Origin of the sequence: Streptosporangium canum (genome assembly GCF_900113865.1) — a bacterium.
Classification (GTDB): domain Bacteria; phylum Actinomycetota; class Actinomycetes; order Streptosporangiales; family Streptosporangiaceae; genus Streptosporangium; species Streptosporangium canum.
On record NZ_FOQY01000005.1, the window covers coordinates 309,923 to 332,973 of the forward strand.

General features: G+C 73.1%; 20 protein-coding genes and 3 tRNA genes. 10 read left to right on the top strand and 13 right to left on the bottom strand.

All coding sequences use genetic code 11. The features are described 5' to 3' along the window. Nucleotides 1–54: 54 nt before the first annotated feature. The 4 genes from BM085_RS10215 to BM085_RS10230 all read left to right on the top strand — a co-directional run bounded on the left by BM085_RS10215 (nt 55) and on the right by BM085_RS10230 (nt 4,869). Nucleotides 55–1,212 carry an ADP-ribosylglycohydrolase family protein gene (locus BM085_RS10215; protein ID WP_218158668.1) on the top strand — a complete coding sequence of 386 codons (1,158 nt, stop codon included), beginning with the start codon at nt 55–57 and terminating at the stop codon, nt 1,210–1,212. Next, nucleotides 1,209–2,690: an ADP-ribosylglycohydrolase family protein gene (locus tag BM085_RS10220; RefSeq protein ID WP_093886758.1), complete on the top strand. Its 1,482-nt coding sequence runs from the start codon at nt 1,209–1,211 to the stop codon at nt 2,688–2,690. The genes BM085_RS10215 and BM085_RS10220 overlap by 4 nt, the downstream gene beginning before the upstream one ends. After that, nucleotides 2,687–3,586 carry a ribokinase gene (gene rbsK, locus BM085_RS10225; protein WP_093886759.1) on the top strand — a complete coding sequence of 300 codons (900 nt, stop codon included), beginning with the start codon at nt 2,687–2,689 and terminating at the stop codon, nt 3,584–3,586. The genes BM085_RS10220 and rbsK overlap by 4 nt, the downstream gene beginning before the upstream one ends. Nucleotides 3,587–3,708: 122 nt before the next feature. Further along, nucleotides 3,709–4,869 (top strand): CaiB/BaiF CoA transferase family protein, encoded by a 1,161-nt coding sequence (locus BM085_RS10230; RefSeq protein ID WP_093886760.1) that lies wholly within the window; start codon nt 3,709–3,711, stop codon nt 4,867–4,869. Here BM085_RS10230 and BM085_RS44300 read toward each other — a convergent pair. Both BM085_RS44300 and BM085_RS10235 read right to left on the bottom strand, forming a co-directional pair. Further along, nucleotides 4,866–5,009 carry a hypothetical protein gene (locus tag BM085_RS44300; protein ID WP_165781490.1) on the bottom strand — a complete coding sequence of 48 codons (144 nt, stop codon included), beginning with the start codon at nt 5,007–5,009 and terminating at the stop codon, nt 4,866–4,868. The two genes, BM085_RS10230 and BM085_RS44300, sit on opposite strands and share 4 nt — an antisense overlap. Before the next feature lie 239 nt (nt 5,010–5,248). Further along, nucleotides 5,249–5,650 (bottom strand): GlcG/HbpS family heme-binding protein, encoded by a 402-nt coding sequence (locus tag BM085_RS10235; protein WP_031165582.1) that lies wholly within the window; start codon nt 5,648–5,650, stop codon nt 5,249–5,251. 117 nt (nt 5,651–5,767) lie between these two features. On the opposite strand from BM085_RS10235, the gene BM085_RS10240 reads away from it, so the two are divergent. Together BM085_RS10240 and BM085_RS10245 are read left to right on the top strand one after the other, a co-directional pair. Then, nucleotides 5,768–6,793, top strand: a complete 1,026-nt coding sequence (locus tag BM085_RS10240) for a phosphotransferase enzyme family protein (RefSeq protein ID WP_218158669.1) — start codon at nt 5,768–5,770, stop codon at nt 6,791–6,793. 88 nt (nt 6,794–6,881) lie between these two features. Then, nucleotides 6,882–7,700 (top strand): class I SAM-dependent DNA methyltransferase, encoded by an 819-nt coding sequence (locus BM085_RS10245; protein ID WP_093886761.1) that lies wholly within the window; start codon nt 6,882–6,884, stop codon nt 7,698–7,700. Here the strand turns inward: BM085_RS10245 and BM085_RS10250 are convergent. From BM085_RS10250 to ureA, 4 genes are all read right to left on the bottom strand, one after another. After that, nucleotides 7,697–9,535, bottom strand: a complete 1,839-nt coding sequence (locus tag BM085_RS10250; protein ID WP_093886762.1) for a tetratricopeptide repeat protein — start codon at nt 9,533–9,535, stop codon at nt 7,697–7,699. The two genes, BM085_RS10245 and BM085_RS10250, sit on opposite strands and share 4 nt — an antisense overlap. Nucleotides 9,536–9,836: 301 nt before the next feature. Beyond that, the gene (locus BM085_RS10255; RefSeq protein WP_093886864.1) at nt 9,837–10,823 is read right to left on the bottom strand and encodes an agmatine deiminase family protein; all 987 of its coding nucleotides are present in this window, start codon (nt 10,821–10,823) and stop codon (nt 9,837–9,839) included. 113 nt (nt 10,824–10,936) lie between these two features. Continuing rightward, nucleotides 10,937–12,586, bottom strand: coding sequence for an urease subunit alpha (locus BM085_RS10260; RefSeq protein ID WP_093886763.1), 1,650 nt, complete (start codon nt 12,584–12,586; stop codon nt 10,937–10,939). Next, nucleotides 12,583–13,299, bottom strand: a complete 717-nt coding sequence (ureA, locus tag BM085_RS10265) for an urease subunit gamma (RefSeq protein ID WP_093886764.1) — start codon at nt 13,297–13,299, stop codon at nt 12,583–12,585. The genes BM085_RS10260 and ureA overlap by 4 nt, the downstream gene beginning before the upstream one ends. Before the next feature lie 66 nt (nt 13,300–13,365). Here ureA and BM085_RS10270 point away from each other — a divergent pair, with 66 nt between their 5' ends. Next, complete coding sequence (locus BM085_RS10270; protein ID WP_093886765.1) at nt 13,366–13,959, top strand: TetR/AcrR family transcriptional regulator; 594 nt, start codon at nt 13,366–13,368, stop codon at nt 13,957–13,959. On the opposite strand, the gene BM085_RS10275 is transcribed toward BM085_RS10270, so the two are convergent. Then, nucleotides 13,879–15,135, bottom strand: coding sequence for an MFS transporter (locus BM085_RS10275; protein WP_093886766.1), 1,257 nt, complete (start codon nt 15,133–15,135; stop codon nt 13,879–13,881). The two genes, BM085_RS10270 and BM085_RS10275, sit on opposite strands and share 81 nt — an antisense overlap. 17 nt (nt 15,136–15,152) lie before the next feature. Between BM085_RS10275 and BM085_RS10280 the strand changes: the two genes are divergently transcribed. Next, a complete protein-coding gene (locus BM085_RS10280) occupies nt 15,153–15,740 on the top strand; it encodes a CGNR zinc finger domain-containing protein (RefSeq protein ID WP_093886767.1) in 588 nt (195 codons plus the stop codon). Here the strand turns inward: BM085_RS10280 and BM085_RS10285 are convergent. Then, nucleotides 15,728–18,814, bottom strand: coding sequence for an efflux RND transporter permease subunit (locus BM085_RS10285; protein ID WP_093886768.1), 3,087 nt, complete (start codon nt 18,812–18,814; stop codon nt 15,728–15,730). The two genes, BM085_RS10280 and BM085_RS10285, sit on opposite strands and share 13 nt — an antisense overlap. A gap of 172 nt (nt 18,815–18,986) precedes the next feature. Between BM085_RS10285 and BM085_RS10290 the strand changes: the two genes are divergently transcribed. Further along, the gene (locus BM085_RS10290; RefSeq protein WP_218158671.1) at nt 18,987–20,294 is read left to right on the top strand and encodes a sensor histidine kinase; all 1,308 of its coding nucleotides are present in this window, start codon (nt 18,987–18,989) and stop codon (nt 20,292–20,294) included. Further along, nucleotides 20,291–20,956, top strand: coding sequence for a response regulator (locus tag BM085_RS10295; RefSeq protein WP_093886769.1), 666 nt, complete (start codon nt 20,291–20,293; stop codon nt 20,954–20,956). Before BM085_RS10290 ends, BM085_RS10295 begins: the two co-directional genes overlap by 4 nt. 201 nt (nt 20,957–21,157) lie before the next feature. Here BM085_RS10295 and BM085_RS10300 read toward each other — a convergent pair whose 3' ends face one another. From BM085_RS10300 to BM085_RS10320, 5 genes are all read right to left on the bottom strand, one after another. Then, the gene (locus BM085_RS10300; RefSeq protein WP_093886770.1) at nt 21,158–21,835 is read right to left on the bottom strand and encodes a pyridoxamine 5'-phosphate oxidase family protein; all 678 of its coding nucleotides are present in this window, start codon (nt 21,833–21,835) and stop codon (nt 21,158–21,160) included. A gap of 352 nt (nt 21,836–22,187) precedes the next feature. Next, nucleotides 22,188–22,262: transfer RNA gene (locus tag BM085_RS10305), tRNA-Val, on the bottom strand. Nucleotides 22,263–22,275: 13 nt separating this feature from the next. Next, nucleotides 22,276–22,346: transfer RNA gene (locus BM085_RS10310), tRNA-Cys, on the bottom strand. Nucleotides 22,347–22,371: 25 nt separating this feature from the next. After that, nucleotides 22,372–22,443: transfer RNA gene (locus tag BM085_RS10315), tRNA-Gly, on the bottom strand. A gap of 39 nt (nt 22,444–22,482) precedes the next feature. After that, on the bottom strand, nt 22,483–22,956 hold the full coding sequence (locus BM085_RS10320) for a hypothetical protein (RefSeq protein WP_093886771.1): 474 nt from the start codon (nt 22,954–22,956) through the stop codon (nt 22,483–22,485). Between the last annotated feature and the right edge of the window lie 95 nt (nt 22,957–23,051).

The window sequence follows — 23,051 nt, forward strand, 5'->3', positions numbered from 1 at the left end:
GGTCTCCACGCTGGAAGGATGTAGATGAGTGCTGCAGGTGAGGAGGGTACGCCGGTGAGTGTGACCGCGGGCGGGCTTGAGGACAGGGCCGTCGGATGCGTGGCGGGCGCCGCGGTGGGCGACGCGCTCGGCGGCGCCACCGAGGGGTGGACGCCCGAGCAGATCAGCGAGCGCTACGGCGGGCACGTCGAGGGCCTGGTCCCGCCGTTCTTCGAGGACTGGCGGAACGCCCGGCCCATCGCGCCCTACCACAAGGGCGACGGCCACATCACCGACGACACCTTGATGACGCACGCGCTGATCCGGGTCTACGAGCGGGTCGGCGGCCACCTGGACGCCTACGCGGCGGCCGATCACCTGGTGCCGGAGATGATGGGCGAGAAGCGCTGGATCCCCGAGCTGGAGACCGAGGCGCTCCCACTGCACCGGGTCTTCCTGGCGGAGAAGTGGCTGGTGCTGCGGCTGCACTACGGCCACGTGGACCCGCGTGAGGCCGGGGTCGGCAACATCGTGAACTGCGGCGCGGCGATGTACATGGCGCCGGTCGGCGTGGTGAACGCCGCCGACCCCGACGCCGCCTACGCCGAGGCGATCGAGCTGGCCGGCGCCCACCAGTCCAGTTACGGCCGGGAGGCGGCCGGGGTGCTCGCCGCCGCGGTGGCCGAGGCCATGCGGCCGGGCGCGACGGCCGACTCGGTGGTCGCCACCTGCCTGCGGCTCGCCCGGGACGGCACGGCGGCGGCCATCGACGCGGTCTGCTCGGCGGCCCGCGGCCTCGGACACTGGGACGGCTCCTTCGAGACGCTGCGCGCGGCCATGAAGCCCTACGACACCGTCGCCGACACCTACCGCGACCAGGGGCTCGGAGCTCGTCGCCCGAGCCGCCAGCACAGCATCGAGGAGCTCCCGCTCGCCCTGGCGTTCCTGCTGATCGCCAAGGGCGGCTACCGCGACACCGTCCTCGGCGGCGTCAACTACGGCCGCGACGCCGACTCCATCGCCTCCATGGGCGGCGCCATCGCCGGCGCCCTCGGCGGGCGCGAGGCGGTCCCCGCCGACTGGCTCGACCAGATCGCCACCGCCAGCCGCACCGACCTGGTCACCCCCGGCCTGGCCCTGGCCCGGGTCGCCCGCCGCATCCACACCGCCGACCTGGAGCGCCGCCGCGCCCACGAGTCCGCCTTCGCCGCCCTCCTCGGAGACGCCGGATGATCAGGCTGACCTGGGTGCAGCCGGAGGACCTGGTCGGGCACGAGCTGCGGCAGGCCGCCGAGGACGGCCGCGAGGTGACGGAGATCGCCGCGCGCTGGCACGCCGCGGGCGGGCACGACGCACCGCCCCGGGCGGGGGCCTCGCCCGAGGTCCCCCCGGTACGGCTGCGCCGCCTGGCCGAGGACCTGCTCGACGAGCTGGCCGCGCTCCCCTCCCCGCTCCCCGAGCCCTCGACCCTGGCCGGGATCGTCGCGGCCTGCCCGGCCTGGCCGTCCGGTCCGCGGCGCTCACCGGGGGCGGCCGGCGCCGTGCTCGGCGGCGGGCCGGCGGCCGGCTCCCCGGACCCGCGGGTCCTGGACCGGATGCTGGGGGCGTGGCTCGGCCGGGCGGCGGGATGCGTGCTGGGCAAGCCGGTGGAGAAGATCCCCCGGGAGGGGATCAGGGCGATCGCCGAGGCGACGGGGAACTGGCCCATCCGCGGCTGGTTCACCGCCGAGGGCCTGCCCGCCGAGATCGGCGCCCGGTGGCCGTGGAACCGGCGCAGCGCGGTCAACAGCCTCGCCGAGAACATCGACGGCGTCCCCGAGGACGACGACCTCAACTTCGCACTGCTCGCGCTGGCCCTGCTGGAACGGCACGGCCGCGCCTTCACCACCGAGAACGTCGCCCAGCTCTGGCTGGACGAGCTGCCCGGCGGGCGGGTGTTCACCGCCGAGCGCGCCGCCTACCGCAACCTGCTGACGGGCCTGGAACCGCCCGCCGCGGAGGGCGGGCATCCCGCCTTCCGCGATCCGCCGGCCGGCGGGGACGCCGGGGATCGGCGGGGCGGAGCCGTCCCCGCCTCCACGGCGACCTTCCGCAACCCGTTCAGGGAGTGGATCGGCGCGCTGATCAGAGCCGACGTCTACGGCTGGGTCAACCCGGGCGATCCGGCGACGGCCGCGGAGTTCGCCTGGCGCGACGCCCGGCTCAGCCACACCGCCAACGGGATCTACGGCTCCATGTTCGTGGCCGCGATGTGCGCCGCGGCGCTGGTGGCCTCCTCCGTCGAGGAGGTGGTCGCCGCCGGTCTCGCCGTGATCCCGCCGGAGTCCCGGCTGGCCGTCGCCGTACGGCAGGCCGCCGAGGACGCGCGCGGGGAAGCGGACTTCGAGCGGGTCGTCGACCGGCTCCACGAGCGTCACGGAGCCCTGCACTGGGTTCACACGATCAACAACGCCGCGCTGATCACGGCCGCGCTGGTGCACGGCCGGGGCGACTTCACCGCCTCGATCGCCGGGGCGGTGGCGGGTGGCTGGGACACCGACTCGGCCGGGGCGACCGTGGGCTCGATCGCCGGCGCGCTGCGCGGCGCGTCCGCGATCCCGCCGGAGTGGTCGTTGAAGAACCGGCTGTCCAGCAGCGTCACCGGGTTCGACGGCATCGGCCTGGACGAGCTGGCGGGCCGTACGCTGGCTCTGGCGACGGAGGAATCATGATCTCGGTATTCGGCAGTGCCAACATGGACCTGGTGGCCTACGTCGAGGCCGCTCCCGGGCTCGGCGAGACCGTGACCGGCCGGGAGTTCCGCACGGTCCCCGGCGGCAAGGGCGCCAACCAGGCCATCGCCGCCGCGCGCGCCGGAGCCGAGGTCGTCTTCCTCGGCGCCGTGGGCGACGACGCCTTCGGGCCCGAGCTGCGCCGGACGCTGGCCGGGGCCGGGGTCGACGTCAGCGGTCTGCGCACCGTCCCGGGCCCCTCGGGCATCGCCCAGATCGTGGTCGACGGCCAGGGGGGCAACTCCATCATCGTGGTCCCCGGCGCCAACGGCGCGGTGACCGCGCCCTCCGAGGCGGAGCTGGAGGTCATCGCCCGCTCCGACGTCCTCCTGCTGCAGCTCGAACTCCCCATCGAGGCGGTCACCGCCGCCGCCCGCGCCGCCCGCGCGGCGGGGACCACGGTGATCCTCACCCCCGCCCCGGTCCAGCCGCTCCCCGACGAGCTGCTGGACGCCGTGGACATCCTCGTCGCCAACGAGCACGAGGCCGCGGCGATCACCGGGCTGGCCGACCACGAGGAGGCGGTGCGGGAGCTGAGGACCCGGGTCGGCTGGGTCATCATCACCCTGGGGTCACGCGGCGCGCTGACCGCCGCGCCCGGCGCCGGCCCGGCCGTGCACGTCCGGGCGCCCGAGGTGCGGGCGGTGGACACCACCGCGGCGGGCGACACGTTCGTGGGGGCGCTCGCCGCCGCCCACGTCGAGCGGCAGTCCCCCGACCGGGCCGTCCGGTTCGCCGGCGCGGCCGCGGCCCTGTCCGTCCAGCGGGAGGGGGCCAGCACCTCGATGCCGGACCGCGCCGAGATCGACCAGAGCCTCGCCCGTTCCGATGGCTGACGGCCGGCTCACGGCCCGCCGTACCGGCGTCGCGGGGGAGAGCCGGGTCCGTGCCCCCCGCGTCGCCCCCACCCCCGTCCCGGATCATCGCCGATGATCGGCTTGCGCTGCCTGGAGGACATGTGAAGGCCCTGGAAGGTGTCCGCGTGCTGGACCTGGCGACCCTGTTCGCCGGACCGATGGCGGCGATGCTGCTCGGCGACTACGGAGCCGAGGTGATCAAGGTCGAGCACCCGGCCAAGCCCGACCCCTCGCGCGGCCACGGCCCGGAGGGGCTGTGGTGGAAGATGCTCGGCCGCAACAAGCGCGCGATCACGCTCAACCTCTCCACCGTCGAGGGCCAGGACCTGCTGGTGGAGCTGGTGCGCGAGGCCGACGTGGTGATCGAGAACTTCCGGCCGGGGACGCTGGAGCGCTGGAACCTCTCCTACGAGCGCCTCAGCGAGGCCAACCCCGACCTGGTGCTGGCCAGGGTGACCGGGTTCGGGCAGTTCGGCCCCTACGCGAAGCGGCCCGGCTTCGGCACGCTCGCCGAGGCGATGAGCGGGTTCGCGGCGATGACCGGGGAGCCGGACGGCCCGCCGACGCTGCCGCCGTTCGGCCTGGCCGACGGAATCTGCGCCCTCGCCACGGCCTTCGCGGTGATGACCGCGCTGCGCTCGGGCAGGGGGCAGGTGGTCGACCTGTCGATCATCGAGCCGATCCTGACCGTGCTCGGCGCCCAGCCCACCATCTACGACCAGCTCGGCGTCGTCCCGCCGCGCACCGGCAACCGCTCGGTCAACAACGCCCCCCGCAACACCTACCGCTGCAAGGACGGCTCCTGGGTCGCGGTCTCCACCTCGGCGCAGAGCATCGCCGAGCGGGTGATGATCCTGGTCGGCCGCCCCGAGGTGATCGGCGAGCCGTGGTTCGCCAGCGGGTCGGGCCGGGTCGCGCACGCCGACGAGCTGGACGGCGCCGTCGCGGCCTGGGTGGCCGAGCACACCCGCGAGGAGGTCATGGCCGCCTTCGAGGGGGCCCAGGCGGCGGTCGCCCCCGTCTACGACGTGCGCGACATCATGGCCGACCCGCAGCTGGCGGCCCTGGACGCGATCACCACCGTCGAGGACCCCGAGCTCGGTCCGCTACGGATGCAGAACGTCATGTTCCGCCTCACCGGCACCCCCGGCGAGATCCGCTGGACCGGCCGCCCGCACGGCGCCGACACCGGCGAGGTCCTCGGCGCACTCGGTCTGACCTCCGAGGACCTCGCCGCCCTGCGGGACAAGGGAGTCGTCTAACCGTCGATCAGCGACGTGCCGGACAGCGTGATCAGGAACGCGCCGGCCGAGAGCAGCGCCACCGGCCAGGACCGGCCGATGGCGGCCCAGATCGTGGCGGCCAGGAAGCAGACCAGGGCGAGCAGCACGAGAACGTTCACGAGATCCTCCACGGAGTGAGACCGGTCAGGCGATCACCGCCTGGGGCAAGGCCGCCTCTGCCCCAGCGGTACCGGGAGTAACACGCCACCCGGTGGTGGATCCGTCCCGGGCGCCGGGTCTTCCGGCTCCGTCCGGGCCGCCCGCGTCCTTCTGGCACTCCGTTCGCCCACCCTCCGTCCCAGAGCCTCGCAGCACGTCCGCCTACTCCCCGTCCCGCAGAGCCTCGCCCCCGGTTCGCCTACCCTCCGTCCCAGAGCGCGGCGGCGGCCTCGGCGCAGGCCACGTCCTGGGCGACGGTGCCGCCGCTGACGCCGACCGCGCCCACCACCCGCCGGCCCTCGCCGGAGTCCCGGAGCGGGATGCCTCCGCCGAAGCACACGTACCGGTCTCCGGCGAGGCCGTACAGCTCTCCGCCCGGCACGACCAGCGGCGCGAGGTCGGCGGTGGACATCCGGTGGGCCACCGCGGTGTAGGCCTTGCCGGAGGCCAGGGCCGGGCCGGCGATCTCCGAGCCGTCCATCCGCTGGAAGGCGACCAGATGGCCGCCCGCGTCGACCACCGCCACCGAGACGAGGGCCCCTTCCCGCCAGGCCTGTTTCACCGAGGCCTCACACATGCGCAGCGCGAGTTCGAGGTTCAATAGGCTCCTTAACCCGCCAAGGGTTAGCAGTGGACAATTCGGTTTGTATCCGTCGCCGCCGGGCGGTGCAAGATCTCATACGGGATCCGAAGATCTGCGTACGTGAAGGGAGAATCCGTGCAGGCCCACGACCTGTCCGCCGGAGGCGGCGTGCTGGCCCGCGTGCACGACGCCGCCCGCGAGGCGGTGCGGATCCACGGCCTGCCGGACGCCGAGGTCACGCTGGTCAACGTGTCGGAGAACGCCACCTACCGGGTGGACGACCCGGCCACCGGGGCGCGGTCCATCCTGCGGGTGCACCGCCTCGGCTACCACGCCACCCCGGCGATCCTGTCCGAGCTCGCCTGGCTGGAGGCGCTCCGGGAGGAGGCCGGGGTCAGGACGCCGCGCGTGCTCCCGGCGCCGGACGGCTCCCGGGTGGTGACCGTCCCCGGCGCGCAGCCCCGTGACTGCGTGATGTTCGAGTTCCTGCCCGGGGCCGAGCCGCCGCGGGAGCGGCTGGTGCCCGACTTCGAACGGCTCGGCGCGATCACCGCGCGGATGCACCGGCACGCGCGGAGCTGGCCGCGTCCGGCGGGGTTCACCCGATTCCACTGGGACTACGACGCCGCCCTCGGCGCCGAGTCGCGGTGGGGCCGCTGGCAGGACGGTGCGGGGATGGGCCCGGAGGCGCGGGCCGTGCTGGACCGGCTCGACGGGGAGCTGCGCGAGCGGCTGGACCGGTTCGGCCGGGACGCCGGCCGCTACGGCCTGATCCACGCCGACCTGCGCCTGGCCAACCTGCTGGTGGTGGGCGACGGGACGCCCAGCGTCATCGACTTCGACGACTGCGGCTTCGGCTGGTACCTCTACGACCTGGCCGCCGCGCTCAGCTTCATCGAGCACCATCCGCGGGTCCCCGAGATGGTCGACGCCTGGGTGCGCGGCTACCGGACCGTCCTCGACCTGCCGGTCGGGGACGAGGCCGAGATCTGGACCTTCATCATGTTCCGCCGCCTGCTGCTGGTCGCCTGGATCGGCACGCACACCGGCGTGGACATCGCCGCCGAGCTCGGCGCCGGCTACACCGAGGGCACCTGTGAGCTGGCCGAGCGGTTCCTGTCGGGTGCGAGGGGACGGCGGGGGACGCCACTCCCGAAATGATCACGATGAGTGCCGGTTCGATCACTCTCGGATATCATCTCATCTCCGGAGGGACCGCCGGGAACAGCGCTCTGACCTCGGGAGAGGCATGCACGACAACAACCGCGCCAGCATCGTCCACCAGCTCGGATACGCCATCCGCCATCCCGGCCGGATCTCGCCCCATCTGCGGAGGCTGACCAGGAACGCCTGGCTGCGCCTGCGCACCCGCGACCACGTCGACTACTACCGGGCCGTCATGAGGTCCGACGTCGCCCGCGGTTCGGAGGCGGCCGTGGGCAGCAGGTCGCACGCACGCTGGCTCGCCATGGGCCGCCTGCAGTTCGACTACCTGGTACGGCACGGCCTGAAGCCGGACCACCGCCTGCTGGAGATCGGCTGCGGCAACCTGCGGGCCGGACGCCTGTTCATCGACTACCTGGACACGGGCAACTACTACGGCGTCGACATCTCGCCCGACATCCTGATCGCCGCCCAGGGCACCGTCTCCGATCACGACCTGCGCGACAAGCTCCCCCACCTCATGCCGGTCGGGGACCTGCGTTTCGCCGCCCTGCCCGACGAGACGTTCGACGTGGTCCACGCCCACAGCGTCTTCTCCCACTCCCCGCTGCACGTGATCGAGGAGTGCTTCCGGCACGTCGGCCGGATCATGAAACCGGACGGCTGGTTCGACTTCACCTTCGACCGCACCGAGGGCCAGGAGCACCAGGTGCTGCGCGAGGACTTCTACTACCGCACGGCGACCCTGACCGCCCTGGCCGGGAAGCACGGCCTGCGCGCGACCTTCATGGACGACTGGGAGCGGCTGCCCTCCAAGCAGTCCAAGATCCGCATCACGCTCCCCGGCCCCGGATGGTCCGCCTCGCGTGCCGCACCCGGCGCGGCACGCCAGGACGCCCTCTAACCCGCCAGCTCCCGCTTGATGTCGTCGTCGTCCGGCGCCAGCTCCAGCGCGCGGGTGAGATCGGCCACCGCCTCCTCCTCCCGTCCGGCGGCGCGCAGCGCCACCGCCCGGTTGAACAGCAGCGCGGGGTCCGCGCCGGGTTCCAGGGCGCGGGTGAAGTCGGCGACCGCGCCCTCCGGGTCGCCGGTCTCGAACGCCAGCATCCCCCGGCTGGCCCAGGCCGCGGCGAGTGAGGGGGAACGCTCCAGCGCCTGGTCGAACGCGGCCCGCGCCTCCTTGTGGCGGCCCTCGGCCATCTCGACCTGGCCCAGCGCGCACAGCAGATACGGGTTGACCGGATCCAGCGCGAGCCCGCTCTCCGCGTCGGCCCGGGCCCTGCCGTACTCGCCGAGCGCGGCCAGCAGCCCGGCCCGGTTGGCGAGCCCGTCCACGAACTCCGGGTCCAGGTCCAGGGCGTGGTCCAGGTCGGCGAGCGCGCCCCGGTGGTCGCCGGTGGAGAAGCGGATCTCGGCCCGGTTGTAGTACGGCTCGGGGAAGGGCGGGCCGACCCGCATCGCCGTCTCGTAGTCGGCGATCGCCGCGTCCCGCCTGCCCAGCCGGTGCAGCAGGTTGCCCCGGTCGATGTAGTAGTCGGGGTAGCCGGGGTCGGCCGCGATCACCGCGTCCAGATCCTCCAGCGCGTCCTCGGGACGGCCAAGCATGACGGCGAGCTGCGCCCGGTTGGCCAGCAGCACCAGCCGGTGGATCGGGTGCTCGCCCGGTCCCAGGCCGTGCTCGGCCAGCTCCACCGCCTCCTGGACCAGCTCCAGGGCCTTGGCGGGGTTGCCGAGCCGCACCTCCACCAGGGCCCGGCCGTTGAGGTCGAATCCCAGCTTGAAGGCGCGCTCGCGCGGGTCGGGCAGCAGTGTGGAGATGGCGATCGCCTGGTTCACCCAGGCCAGCGCGGCGTCCAGGTCGCGCCGGGCCGGGTCGTGGTGGCGGACCTTGAGCATCCCGGTGGAGTAGGCGGCCGCCGCATGCGTGACGGGGGAGACGCTTGTCCTTCTGGCCAGGTCGAACAGTGCCTCGGCCTCGTCCTCGCGGTTCAGCGAGCCCAGCGCGGTGGCGGTGCTGTGCAGGAGCCGCCACCAGGTCTCCGGCTCGGTGGCCGGGTCGGTCAGCGGCAGCGCGCGCAGCCCCAGCTCCGCCACCGCGTCGTGACAGCCCGCGTCCAGGCACCGTTCGACCGCGACCCGGAAGGCCTCCACCGCGCGGCGCGGATCGGTGCCGTGCTCGCGGTGGTAGGGGATCGCGCCGAGCCGTGCGCCGACCGTCCCCTCCCGTTCCAGCTCGTCGGCCCGGACGTCATGCTCCTCCGGACTGAGGGGCTCCTCCGGTACGGCCTGCTCGCCGATCACGACGGTCAGCAGGTCGGGGGAGATCCGCCGCCGCAGCACCGCCAGCAGCTCGTGGTCGGTGGGGTCGGCCTGGTGGACGTTCTCCACGACGAGTGTCCGCGGCCCGGTCTCGGCCAGGTGCTCGCGGACGAACTCGGCGAGCCCGTTGGACAGGCGGAGCGTGCGGCGGGGCGCGTGGACCAGGATCCGTTCCGCCCGGGGCAGGTGATCGGCCATCGACCGCCGTCTGGCGGGGACCAGCCCGTCCAGGTCGGGCGACATGGCCCGCAGCTCTATGTCATAGCGGGCGACCAGCTCCGGCCGGGCGACGGACGCCAGAGCCGAGGCGATCGCGCCGCCGGCGGTGTACGGCCCCCGCAGGCGCCGGTCCGCGTCGACCGGGGGCAGGAGCAGAGGGGGGAGGGGCGGGTTTTCTGGTGGGAGCGGTCCCCGACTCACCAGTCTCCTTTATATGGCTCTGAGGTCTATGTGATTCTGGGGGGCCGGCGCCCATCGCTGGGCGCCGGTTCCGTGATTTCGGTGTCAGCCGACGTGCTTGGGGCTGGCGGTCCCGCGGAGCGTGACGGTGCCAGGCTTGTGAACGATAACGCGCTTCATTGCGATGCCTCTCTTGGTAATAAGAACAAATCGCAAGTATTCGCATTAATCACCCTTATTGACAAGATCTATTTCTCATGGTGGCCGAATCCGGACAAGTCACTAGACAAAACGTCACAATCCATACCAGTTTCCGGGCCAGTCAGGGGCGCGGTTGCTGCTGGGTGATGCAGTGGATCCCCCCGCCGAGGGCGAATACGGCGCGGGCGTCCACCAGCTCGACGGCCCGCTCCGGGAAGAGCTTGACGAAGATGTCGGCCGCCGCGGCGTCGCGCGGATCGTCGAAGGAGCAGAGCAGGGCCAGGCCGTTGGCCAGGTAGTGGTTGACGTAGGAGTAGTCGACCAGCTCCCCGTCCGCTTCGCGGGTCTCCGGGGCGACCAGCTCGACGACCTCCAGCCGGCGGCCCCTGGCGTCGGTCGAGGAGCGCAGGATCGCCAGGTTCTCCCGGGTGACCTCGTGGTCGGGATGGTCCGGGTCGGGCTGGACGTGGCAGAGCACCAGCCCGGGACGGGCGAAGGAGGCGAGCAGGTCCACATGGCCGCTGGTGCCGTACCTGCCGTAGTCGGCGGTGAGACCGCGCGGCAGCCAGATCACCTTATCCACGCCGATCCGGGCGCCGAGCTCGGCCTCCACCCGTTCTTTGGTCCAGCCGGGGTTGCGCCTGTCACCGAGCTGGACGGTCTCGGTGACGATGACCGTCCCCTCGCCGTCCACATGGATGCCGCCGCCCTCGTTGACCATCTCCGAACGGAACCTGACGGCCCCCGCCCGCTCCAGGACGGCCCCGGCGACCAGGTCGTCCTTGGCGTGGGCATGCCAGCCCCACCCGTTGAAGGTCCAGTCCACCCCCGCCAGGCCGCCCCGGCCGTCCAGCAGGAAGGTCGGGCCGTTGTCGCGCATCCAGCAGTCGTCCAGCGGCTGCTCCATCACCTCGACCTCGGGGGCGAGCCACCGGGCGGCCGACTCGCGCTCGCTCGGGTCGACCACCATGGTGACCGGCTCGTAGCGGACGATGGCGTTGGCCACGCTCGACCAGGCGCGGTAGGAGGCCTCGGGGTCGCTCAGCGCGTACCCGGCGACCGGCCAGGACATCCAGGTGCGGGTGTGCGGATGCCACTCCGGCGGCATGCGGAACACGGTGGGACTCCTTGTCGGAGAGGGCGGAGAGGGCGGAGAGGGCGGAGAGGGCGGAGAGGACGGGGAAGGCGCGGGGGGCGGGAGCGCCCGCGCGGGGCGGGACGTCACAGGAAGTACAGCCGGCTGAGCGAGACCGAGTCGGCCGGGACCGACCGGATCGGGTCGCCGTCGAGGGTGACCTGACCGAGGGCGTCGACCTGGACGGACCCGAGCCGGGAGTTGAGGACCAGGTCGCCGGGGCCGATGCCGCGGGTGCCGCGCACTCCGACCCGGCGGCGGCGGGTCGTCATGTGGTCGTCGGCCGCGTCCGCGGCCGCCCCGCTGACGAAGGCCACCGACAGGTCCGCGGCGGTCGCGCCGTACGCGCCGAACTGCGGGCCCAGCACCAGCGGCTCGCAGGTGTCGGTGGAGGCGTTCGGGTCTCCGGTCACGCCGTAGGCGGGGAAGCCCGCCTTCAGCACGAGCTGCGGCTTGGCGCCGAAGTGGTCGGGCCGCCACAGCACGATGTCGGCCAGCTTGCCCGGCTCCAGCGAGCCGACCTCGTGGGCCAGGCCGTGCGCGATGGCCGGATTGATCGTCAGTTTGGCCAGGTAGCGCAGCACCCGTTCGTTGTCGTTGCGCGCCGGCGCGCCCAGTTCCCCCTTCATCTTCCCGGCCATGGCGAACGTCCGGCGGACCGTCTCGCCCGCCCGGCCCATGCCCTGCGCGTCGGAGGAGGTGATGCCGATGACCCCGAGGTCGTGCAGCACGTCCTCGGCGCCCATGGTGCCGGCCCGGATCCGGTCCCTGGCCAGCGCGGCGTCCCCCGGCAGCTCGGGCCGGAGCCCGTGCACCGAGACGATCATCGCGTGGTGCTCGGCGACGGCGTCCCGGCCGAAGGGCAGCGTCGGATTGGTGGAGGAGCCGATGACGTTGGCCACCCCGGCCAGCTTGAGCACGTTCGGCACGTGACCGCCGCCGCAGCCCTCGATGTGGAAGGCGTGGATCGTCCGGCCGCCGAGCACGGCGAGGGTGTCCTCCACCGACAGGCACTCGTTGAGGCCGTCGGTGTGCAGGGCCACCTGCACGTCGTGCTCCTCGGCGACCCGCAGCGCGGTGTCCAGCGCGCGGGTGTGGGCCCCCATGTCCTCGTGCACCTTGAAGCCGCTCGCACCGCCCTCGACCAGCGCCTCGACCAGCGGAGCCTCGTGCGAGGACGAGCCGCGCGCCAGGAAGCCGATGTTCACCGGCCAGGCGTCGAAGGCGTTGAACGCGTGCCGCAGCGCCCACGGCGAGTTCACCCCCACGCCCCAGACCGGCCCGAACTCCTGGCCGATGATCGTGGTGACGCCGGAGGCCAGGGAGGCCTCCATGATGCGCGGGCTGAGCAGGTGGACGTGGGTGTCGATCGCCCCCGCCGTCGCGATGAGCCCCTCGCCGGACACGATCGTGGTCCCGGTGCCGACCACCACGTCCACCCCGTCCAGGGTGTCGGGGTTGCCGGCCCGGCCGACGGCGTGGACGCGTCCCTCGCGGACGCCGATCGACGCGGTCCGCACGCCCAGGACCGGGTCGAGGATCAGCACGTTGCTGATCACCAGGTCGCAGGTGTCCCGGATCGAGGCGGCCTTCAGGTGCAGGCCGTCCCGGGCGGTCTTGCCGAACCCGGCCAGGAACTCCTCCCCGGCCTTCTGCGAGTCGTGCTCGACCTCGACCACCAGGCCGGAGTCGCCGAGCCTGACCCGATCTCCCTTGCGCGGGCCGTACACGCTCATCGCTCACCCGCCCCCGCCGGCTCGCTGCCCAGATATCCGCAGGCCCGCGCCTTCTCCATGGCCCGCTCGAACGCGCCCGGCGCGTCCAGCGGCCCGTCCACCAGCCCGGCGAACCCGATCGCCACCCGCGCACCGCCGATCGGGACCAGCCTGGCGGTACGGCGCTCGCCCGGATCGAAGCGGACGGTGGAGCCCGCGGGAACGGCCAGCCGGCGCCCGTAGCCGGCGGCCCGGTCGAACCGGAGCCGGGGGTTGGCCTCGAAGAAGTGGAAGTGCGAGGTGACGCTGATCGGGACGGTCGCCGTGTTGAGCACCTCGACCTCCACGGCGTCCTCCTCGGCGGCGTCCCTCTCCCCGGAGGGCGGGGACGCGGCGGTCACCGCGCCGGGGGCCTCGGCGCCGAGCGAGCCGCCGCCGAACGGGTCGGTCACCACGGCCAGCCGGGTGCCGTCGTCGAAGACCGCCTCGACCATGACCTCGGTGACGACGTCGGCCACGCCGGGCAGCACGTCGTCCGGGCCGAGCACCCCGCGGCCGGCCTCGACCGCCTCGGCCAGCCGCGCCCCGTCGCGCGCGGCCTCGCAGACCGTGTCCGCGATCAGCGCGGTGGCCTCCGGCACGTTCAGCCGCAGACCTCTCGCCTTCCTGGCACGCGCCAGTCCGGCCGCGGTGAACAGCAGCAGCCGGTCGCGTTCCGCAGGTGTCAGCCGCACAGCCCTCTCCCTTTTAGAACTGCCTTCAAACTTAGAGCAGCATTCTAAACCTGTACGGTAGATCCCATGACTGCGAAGCTGGAGCGCCCCGACGTGCGGGCGCACGTGCTGCGTGCGGCGCTGCTGGCGATCGACGAGGTGGGGCCCGAGCGGCTGCGGGTGCGCGACATCGCCGAACGGGCGGGCATGAGCAGCGGTCACGTCATGTACTACTTCGGCAAGCGGGACCGGATCCTCGTCTCGACGCTGCTGCTCAGCGAGGACGAGCTGGCCGAGCGCCGGACGGCCGAGCTCGCGGCCGTCGCCGACCCGCGCGAGGCGGTCGGCCGCCTGGTGGAGCTCTATCTGCCCGGCGGTCCGAGGGACGTCCGCTGGCGGTTGTGGGCCCAGGTCATCGCCCGCCCGCCGCAGGACGAGGAGACGCTCCTCAGGATCGCCGGATTCACCGGCACCTGGGTGGGGGAGCTGGCCGCCATCGTCGTCCGGGGCGTGGGGGAGGGGCTGTTCCGGCCGGTGGACGACGCGGAAGAGTACGCCACGCGGATGTGCCGGATCATGGACAGCCTCGCGAGCGACGTGCTACTCGGGCTGCCCGGCCGGGGCCCCGGATGGGCCCACGCGCAGGCCATGCGGGCGATCTGGCGGGAGATCCTGCCCTGACCGCCGGCCGCCGGTCAGCAGGTAGGCGAGGGCGGCCAGGAGCTGGAGCCCGGCCGCCGCGGACAGCGCGCCGGTCAGCGACCGGGCGGCCAGTGGCCCGGCGATCGCGGAGCCGACCGCGAAAGAGGTGATCTTCAGGCTCGCCGCGGTGGTGAAGATCTGGCCGCGGAGCCGTTCGGGCGCGTCGCGGTGCCGTACCGCCAGCACCGCGGTGAGCTGGGGGCCCTCTCCGGCGCCGGCGACGACCACCGCCGCCACGGCCACCGCGGGGGAGCCCGCCACCGCGGCGAGCGCGGAGCCCGCGGCGAGCAGCAGCGTGCTGATCAGGATGATCCTGTCGGGTGTGGCGGGCGGCCGTCTGGCCAGGAGCGCGTTCGCGGCCAGCGCGCTCGCGGCCAGCGCGGACAGCAGCACGGCGCCGTGCCCCGCCTCCCCGGTCAGCTCGGCGCCCAGCAGGGGTGAGCAGACGACCAGCATGCCCACCCCGGCGAAGGACACCATCGTGGTGACCGTGGCCCGGCGCAGGCCGGCGACCCGCGCGATCGAGGAGAACCCGGCGGCCACCTCCCGCCACAGGGACCCGCCGCCGTCTCCGGTGGGCCGTGCGGGCCGTGCGGGCCTGGCGGGGAGCGACCAGGCAGCCGGGAACGCGAGCAGCACCAGCGCGATCGAGACGGCGACCGGGACCGGGGCCCCGGCCGCCGCGGCCAGCACCCCGGTCAGGGCGGGCCCGGTCAGGCTCGCCAGGTTGTACGTCAGCCCGTCCAGCATGCTGCCCCGCTCTATGCCCGCCTCCCCGACGACCAGCGGCAGCTGCGCCGTCCAGCCGCCCGCCAGCGCCGGGCCCAGCAGGCCGGCGAGCACGGCCACGCCGACGAGCGGCGCGACGGGCACGTGCCCCAGGGTGAGCAGGATCAGCAGGAGCCCGCAGGCGTACGCGGCCAGCGCGGCCGCCAGCAGGCGTCCCGGCCGGGAGCTGCGGTCCAGCAGTACGCCGAAGATCGGACCCCCCAGGGCCGAGGAGACCGTCAACCCCGCGAGCAGCGACGCTCCGGTGGCCGGCGACCCGGTGAGGGAGAGCCCGAGCAGCAGCAGCGCCGGGCCGGACATCTCGTCGCCGGTGCGGGCCGCGACGGCACCCGCCAGATAACCGCCGAATCTGTAACGCCTCTTCATCGAGGAGACGTTACAGTATGCGTGTGCAGCACTCCACGAGAGCCATGGCCGACCGCGCGGCCGACCTGACCGCCGTCCTGCTGGCCGATCCGGCCGTCGAGAGCGTGAGCGAGGTGCTCCACGCGTACGGCGAGCGGGGACCGGGCCCGTCCGGCGATCTCGGACTCACCCCGGATGACGTCGCGGCCATGCGGGTCGCGGCGGGCCGGCTGCACGAGGTGTTCGCGGCGGCGGACGTCGGCGAGGCGGCCACGCTGCTCAACCGGCTGCTCGCGGAGGTGGCCCGGCCGCCCCGGCTGACCACCCACGACGGCCGGAGCACCTGGCACCTGCACGTGGACGGCCATGACGACGCGCCCTGGGCGGAGTGGTTCCTGGCCTCCTCGGCCATGGCGCTGGCCGTGCTGCTCGCCGATCACCAGCGGGTCCCCGGGGGCATCTGCGCCGCCGCCGGCTGCGCCCACCCGTTCGTCGACTCCTCCGGCGGCAGCCCGCAGCGTTTCTGCTCCCCCCGGTGCGCGACCCGGGCACGCGTGGCCGGGCACCGGGCGCGGCGCACAGGCGCCGCACCCGGTCCCCGGCCCGCCGGAGATCAGCCGGCGTGAGCCGGCTCCCGCTCGGGAAGCGGGGCGGGAGCCGGGCGTCGGGAGCCCCGGAACCGGTCCTTGACGTCCTCGACGATCGTGTAGAGGGTCGGCAGCAGGATCAGGGTCAGCAGCGTGGAGCTGGTCAGGCCCCCGATGACGACCACGGCCAGGGGCTTGGACAGGAAACCGCCCTCCCCGGTCAGGCCGGTGGCCATCGGCGTCAGTGCGCAGATGGTCGCCAGGGCGGTCATGACGACCGGGCGGACCCGGTGCCTGCCGCCCTCGATGACCGCCTCACGGGCGCTCATGCCGCCGTCGCGATACTGGCGGACCAGGTCGAGCAGCACGATCGCGTTGGTGACCACGATGCCGACCAGCATCAGCATGCCGATCAGGCTGGGCAGGCCGAGCGGGGTGCCGGTGACCACCAGCAGGCCGAGGGCGCCGGTCGCCGCGAACGGGATCGAGACCAGCAGCATGAGCGGGTGCGCCAGGCTCCGGAACGTGGCCACCATGATCAGGTAGACGATCAGGATCGCCGCGGCGAGGGCCACGAACAGGCTGTTGAACGAGCTGGCCTGCTGCTCGCTGACCCCGCCGATCTCGGCGGAGGCGCCGGCGGGCAGCTTCAGCTCTCCCAGCCGCCTGGTGAGCGCGGAACTCGCCGCGCCGAGGTCCTTGCCGGAGAACTTCGCGCTCACCGTGGTCGCGCGCTCCCCGTCGATCCGTGTCAGCCGGGTGGGCGCCGTCACGGTCTCGACCGTGGCCACGTCGTCGAGCCTGACGGTACGGCCGAGCGGTGTGGGGATCCTCAGGTTCCGCAGCGCGGTCAGGTCGTCCGCCGGGACGCCGACCCGGAGGGACATCTCACGCTCGGCGCCGTCCAGGGTGACCCTGGAGACCCGCTGTCCCTGGGTCACCCGGGCCACCGCCTGCGTGATCTGGCCCTCGGTGAGCCCGCGTGCGACGGCCGCCTCGCCGTCGACCCGCACCGCGATCTGCCGGGCCGTGCCCGCCAGGCCTGACCTGACCTCCGAGGTGCCGGGCGTCTGCCGCATGGCCCCGCCGACCAGCTCCGCCGCGCGTGCCAGCGAGGCGTCGTCGCCCGCCGACACGGTGACCGCGAGGTCGTTGGAGGTCAGGCCGCCCTGGTCGCCCTGGACGGTCACCTTGCCGACCTTCGAGTCGGACGCGGCCAGCTCGGTGACCCGGGTCCGGACGGCCTCCCGGAGGGCCGCCACGTCCGCGTCCTTCTCGGCGGTGACGGAGAACGTCGCCACGTTGCGCGCCCCGCCCTCCTCGCTGTTGTCCGGCCCGATGGTGACTTGGTAGGACTTCAGGCCCGGAACGTCCTTGATCGTCCTCTCCACCGAGCGGGCCGCCTGGTCCGCCGCCGCCAGGCTTGTGCCGGCGGCCGGCTCCTGCCGCACCTGGAAGGTGTCCTGCCCGGAGCTGCCCAGGAAGTCGGTCGTGAGCCGGCCCGCCATGCCCCCGGTGGCCACGAGGATCCCGAGGGCGGCCAGGAGCGTCACCCCGCGCCGCCGCACCGCGAACCCGATGACCGGGACGTAGACGCGCTGGAGCACGCCGCTGTGCTCCCTGGCCTCCACGACCTCGCGGGCCACCCCGGCCTTGGGCGTCTTGAGGAACCAGTAGGCGAGCACGGGGATGACCGTCAGCGACACCAGCAGCGAGGCCAGCAGGGCGATGGTGACGGTCAGCGCGAACGCCGAGAACAGGCTTCCGGTGATCCCGCCCGTGAACGCGATGGGCAGGAAGACGGCGACCGTGGTCAGCGTGGAGGCGGTGACCGCCCCGGCGACCTCGCGGGTGCCCGCCCGGACCGCGTGGAGCTTGGCCTCGCCGTGGTCCAGATGACGTTTGATGTTCTCGATGACCACGATGGAGTCGTCCACGACCCGGCCGATGGCGATGGTCAGCGCGCCGAGCGTCAGCATGTTGAGCGTGAAGCCGTTGACCCACAGGCCGATGAGCGCGACCACCAGCGAGAGAGGGATCGAGATCACCGTCACGACGGTGGATCGGAAGGAGAAGAGGAAGACCAGGATGATCAGGGCGGCGAAGCCCAGTCCCAGCAGGCCCTCGGTGGTCAGGTCGCCGATGGACTTCTCGATGAACTCCGACTGGTCGAACGCGACGGTCAGGGTGGCCGCGCCGCCCAGGGACCGGGTGAGCTCCGGCAGCCTCCGCTTCACCTCCTGGGCGATCGCCACCGTGTTGCCCGTCGGCTTGGCCATGACCGAGACGCTCAGGCTGGGCCTGCCGTCGGTGCGGGTCAGCGTCTCCGGACGCTCCTCGACGAGGCGCACGTCGGCGACGTCTTCCAGCGTGACCTTCGGCGCCAGGTGGATGCCGCGCACGTCCGCGAGGGAGTCGAAGCTCTCGCCGACCTGCAGGGCGAGCGACTCGCCGCCGGCGGTGATGCTGCCGGCGGGCACGACCGACCCGCTGGAGCCCAGCGTGGCGGCGACCGCGTCGGCGGTGAGGCCCCGCTTGCGGAGCCTGTCCTGGTCGAGGCGGATCTCCACGGTCTCGGCCCGCTCGCCGCTGACCAGCACCCGGCTCACGCCGTCGATGCCGCCCAGCTCGCCGGGGACGCGTTCCTTCAGCAGCCGGGCCAGCCGGCGCTCGTCGTCGCCGGTGGCCGCCAGGTTCAGGACCGGGAACTCGGTCGACATCCCCGCTGCGACCCGCGGGGTCACCTGGGACGGGAGCTCCGGCTGGATCCGGCCGATCCGCTGCTGCAGATCCTGGATCGCCCCGTCGAGATCGGTGCCGTGGGCGTATTCGACGGAGACTCCCGCCAGGCCGTCGCGGGAGAACGAGGTGATCCTCTGCTGGCCGACGCCTCCCTCGACGGCCTCCTCGATCTTCTCGGTGACGTTGCGCTCGACGATCTGCGGCGCGGCCCCGGGATAGATCGCGGTCACGCTCACCGTGGGCACGGAGAACGACGGGAGCAGCTCCTGTTTCAGCGACATGGCGGCGATCGCTCCGAATATCAGCACCGCGATCGCCAGGAGTGCCACCAGAGCCCTGTTGGCGAGGCTTATCCGGGTAAGAGCGTTCAACAGGGGTCCCCCTTGGAAATGGTCGTCCCATCCAGAGTTCTGGTTTCGGGACGGCCCGCGGTAGCGGCCAAGGTTGCGAGCCGAATCAACGAAAGTTGCACGGCCGTACTCTTTGGTTGTCTGTGCCCGCCGTGCGGTGGCACAGGCACAGGCCACTGGATAGCGTGACCGGGTGAGTTGGAAGCCATCCCGTGTGGTCGTGGGCGATGTGACCCTGGCGATCGCCGTCGGCGCGCTGGGCGCGTCGTTGACGGTCACCAACGCGGTCACCCAGCAGTCGCCGCTGTCGTGGAGCGTGTGGGCCGCGGCCGGGGCGCACCTCATCGGCGGGCTGGCCCTGATCGCCAGGAGGCGGGCGCCGCTCGCCGTGGTGATGCTGTGCGCAGTGCTGTGCGCCTTCGCCGCTCCACTGGCGGGGCCGTTCGCCACCTATGCGATCGCGGTCCACGGCAGGGGCCGTCCCCGTGACTGGAGCGCCGTCATCGTTCTGTCGATGACGCTGGGCCGGCCCTGGAGCGACTCCGGGCCGGTGCTCGAGATCCTGTTGAACACCGCGACCAACTCCCTCCTGGGGATCGCCCCCGCGCTGCTCGGCATGTGGCGGGCCTCCCGGCGGCGGCTGTTCCAGGCGCTGGCCGACCGGGCCGACCGGGCCGAGCGCGAGCAGGAGCTGATGGCCGAGAAGGCCAGGTCGGAGGAGCGGGCCCGGCTCGCCGGTGAGATGCACGACGTCGTCACCCACCGGGTCAGCCTCATGGTCCTGCGCGCCGGCGCGCTGCGGACCATCGCCCGCGACGAGGTGGTCCGCGAGGCGGCCGAGGAGTTGCGCCAGGTCGGCTGCCAGGCCCTGGAGGAGCTGCGCGACCTGGTCGGCGTGCTCCGTTCGGAGGAGACCTTCGGCTCCGCGCGTACCGCCGAGCCCGTCATGCTCGACCTGACGGGCCTGGTCGCGGAGTCCAGGGCGGCGGGCATCGAGGTCGGCCTCGTCACCGAGGGCGAGCCGCTCCCCACGCCGCCCGTCGTGGACCGCACCGCCTACCGGGTCGTCCAGGAGGCGCTGACCAACGTGCACAAGCACGCGCCCGGGGCGCGGGTGACCGTCCGGGTCGGCTACGCGGGCGATCTGCTCCGCGTCTCGGTGTGCAACACCGAGGCGGAGGGGGGCACCACGGTCATGCTCGGGGAGGGCGGCACCGGCCTGAGCGGCCTGCGCCAGCGCGTCGAGCTCGTCCACGGTTCGCTGTGGGCGGGGCCGTCCGAGGAGGGGGGCTTCGAGGTGCGGGCCGCGCTGCCGGTCGCCCCAGGCGCGGGCTCGGCGGGCCGTACGGCCGGCCACGGGCCCGAGGGGGAATGGGCGGGCCGTACGGCCGGGCACGGTGCCGAGGGCGGATCGACGCCGAGGACGGCCGGGCACGGGCCCGGCGCCGCCGTGCCGTACCCCGCGGCGGAGTCCGCCGGCGTGATCCGGGTGTCCCCGTGATCCGGGTGCTGATCGTCGACGACGAGCGCATGGTCTGCGCCCAGCTACGGACCATCCTGTCGGTGGCCGAGGACCTGGTGGTGGTCGCCGAGGCCTACGACGGGGCCGAGGCCGTGGAGGCCGTCGTGCGGCACCGGCCGCACGTGGTCCTGATGGACCTGCACATGCCCGGGGTCGACGGACTGGCCGCGATCGAGCACATCGCCCGTTTCCCCGCGCCGCCGAAGGTGGTGGTGCTGACCACCTTCGACCGTGACGGCTACGTGTTGCGGGCCATGAGCCTGGGTGCCGCCGGGTTCCTGCTCAAGGACACCCCGCCGGAGGACCTGATCGGGCTGGTGCGGGTGGCCGCCGACGGGCACACCGTGCTGTCCCCGGCGGCCACCCGGCGGCTGCTCACCGCCTCCGCCGGGCACGGCGCGGCCAGGGAACGGGCCCTGGCCCGGATCGCGGATCTCACCGACCGGGAGGTGGAGGTGCTCACCTGCCTCGGCGAGGGCCTGTCCAACGCCAAGATCGCCCGCAGGCTCTACCTGTCCGAGGCCACGATCAAGAGTTACGTCTCGCGCATGCTGGTCAAGCTGGGCCTGTCCAACCGCACCCAGGCGGGGCTCCTCGCCTCCGAGGCCGGGCTCACCGGGGTGGCGAGACGGCCGGGGTAGGGCGGCGGGGGTGAGGTGGTCAGGGCATCCCCGGTTTCGCGGCCGGCACGGGCGGCGTCCCGCGCCTGTCGCCGCCGCGCTCACCGAACCTCACCGTGGAGCACGCCGTGTTGTGAAGCGCCCCGGGCTGTGAACTACCCCGGGCTGTGGAGCGCGCTGGGCTGTGGACTACCCAGGGCTTGGACTACCCCGGGCTGTGGACTACGCCGGGTCGTGCCGGATACGGCGGCCGGTGATCTCGACGGGGGTGATGCGGATGTAGAGCCTGCGCTCGCCGCCCGCCCACGGTTCGACGTCCACGCCCGTCACGGCCGCCCGCTCCTCCTCGGAGGAGACGTGATGGGCGGGGCCCCGGACGAGCACGCTCCAGCCCTGCCTGTTGGGGTCGTCGATGCGGTCGATCTCGAAGGCGACCTTGAACTCGACCCCCTCGACGCCGGTGCGCAGATCCTCGTCCAGCGGGCCTCCGAACGCGGTGCGCAGCAGCAGGGCCCCGTCGTGGACCACGTAGTTGACCGGCAGGATCATTGGCCCGCTGGAGGCGTCGAAGGCCACCCGCCCCACGCCGCCCGGGGAGATCAACCGCATGCACTCGTCGGGGTCCAGCTTCTCCAAGTGGGGCCGCGCGCCCGCGGGGCCGCGCCCCGGCGGCAGGTCCACGCCGCCGCCGAGCAGCTCGTCGCTGCTGGTGCCCAGGGCCGCGGCGAGCTGGTTGACGGTGCTCGTGCCGGGGGAGGCGGCGTTCTCCTCCAGGTAGCCGAGATAGCCGGGATCGATCCTGGCCCGCTCGGCCAGCTGCTCACGGGTCATACCGAGGGACTTGCGGCGGTGCGCGATCCGGCGGCCCAGATCCCCCGGGGCCGAGATGTGTTCGGTCATGGAATTCCCTTGCTCGCGGACCCGGGGTGGCGGCCGCGCGGGAGACCCGGCGCGACGCCCGCGGCACCCGGTGGAGTCCTCGGCGGTGGCGCCCTCCCGGACGCCCTGTGACGGCTGGAACTGCGGCCCTCGTTTCCGGGGCACGGCCAGGCAGGCGCACGCACGACGGCGAGTCCGGTCAGGCTCCTGCAGACCTCCGTACCCTGCGGACCGGGTGATCACTCCGTGCCCGGCCGCGAAGGCTCAGCCGCCGATGCCGACGCCGTCGAACCCGCCGGGAAAGCCGGAAGGCCGCCGACGCCCCGAGCCGGGGTTTCGGCGGCCTTCCTGAGCCCATGGACGCCATAGGCGGTGGTGGACGATACAGGGATTGAACCTGTGACCTCTTCCGTGTCAGGGAAGCGCTCTCCCGCTGAGCTAATCGTCCTCGTCGAAGCCAGAGGTGGAGACGGGATTTGAACCCGTGTACACGGCTTTGCAGGCCGTTGCCTCGCCTCTCGGCCACTCCACCGGAGTGAGAGCCCTAAAGCCCTTCGAGCGGAAGACGGGATTCGAACCCGCGACCCTCACCTTGGCAAGGTGATGCTCTACCACTGAGCCACTTCCGCGCGTGTTTCCGGGCTCGGCCCGGCCTCACGCATAGAACTCTAGCGAATACTCGCCGACTCCCCAAACCGGAGCACGCCGACCTGCTCGGCGTACCAGGTGATCCCGGCCACGTGCTCGGCGATCAGCCGCAGGGTCCAGTTGGGGTCGCGGGGGAGATCCCATGCCTCGGGGCCGGCCGCCGAGTAACGGTGCACATAGGACGCGCCGAGGCGGGTCCAGCGGGATCGGGCCTCGGAGAGGTCGAGTTCCGCGAAGCGGGACCAGTCGGAGTCGAGGGTCACCGTCCGGCCGTGCCAGGCGTCGGGCAGGGGGGCGGCCCCGGCCAGCAGCGCCTCCACCTCGGCGAGGTGGTCGACCAGATGGTCCTGGATCCGGCGTGCGGCCTTCGCCGGCGTCCAGAGGTTGGCTCCGTCCGTCACGATCGGCCGGCCGTCCCAGGCGAGCCACGTCTCGGCGAGGGTGAGGCAGCGGTCGACGGCGTCGGCGACGAGCTGTGCGGGATTGTTCGGCATGCTCCGATCGTGACCGGAGCACGCTTCGGCCGGCGTCGAAGCGTGGCCGAGGTACACGTCGAGGCCGGACCGGTGTCACCCCTGTGCGAGCCGGA

Bases quoted from the DNA above. Each gene is read 5' to 3' on its own strand.
- BM085_RS10220 (WP_093886758.1), top strand. From the start codon at position 1,209: ATGATCAGGCTGACCTGGGTGCAGCCGGAGGACCTGGTCGGGCACGAG.
- rbsK (WP_093886759.1), top strand. From the start codon at position 2,687: ATGATCTCGGTATTCGGCAGTGCCAACATGGACCTGGTGGCCTACGTC.
- BM085_RS10245 (WP_093886761.1), top strand. From the start codon at position 6,882: ATGCACGACAACAACCGCGCCAGCATCGTCCACCAGCTCGGATACGCC.
- BM085_RS10255 (WP_093886864.1), bottom strand. From the start codon at position 10,823: ATGCCGCCGGAGTGGCATCCGCACACCCGCACCTGGATGTCCTGGCCG.
- BM085_RS10260 (WP_093886763.1), bottom strand. From the start codon at position 12,586: ATGAGCGTGTACGGCCCGCGCAAGGGAGATCGGGTCAGGCTCGGCGAC.
- BM085_RS10270 (WP_093886765.1), top strand. From the start codon at position 13,366: ATGACTGCGAAGCTGGAGCGCCCCGACGTGCGGGCGCACGTGCTGCGT.
- BM085_RS10275 (WP_093886766.1), bottom strand. From the start codon at position 15,135: ATGAAGAGGCGTTACAGATTCGGCGGTTATCTGGCGGGTGCCGTCGCG.
- BM085_RS10280 (WP_093886767.1), top strand. From the start codon at position 15,153: ATGCGTGTGCAGCACTCCACGAGAGCCATGGCCGACCGCGCGGCCGAC.
- BM085_RS10300 (WP_093886770.1), bottom strand. From the start codon at position 21,835: ATGACCGAACACATCTCGGCCCCGGGGGATCTGGGCCGCCGGATCGCG.
- BM085_RS10320 (WP_093886771.1), bottom strand. From the start codon at position 22,956: ATGCCGAACAATCCCGCACAGCTCGTCGCCGACGCCGTCGACCGCTGC.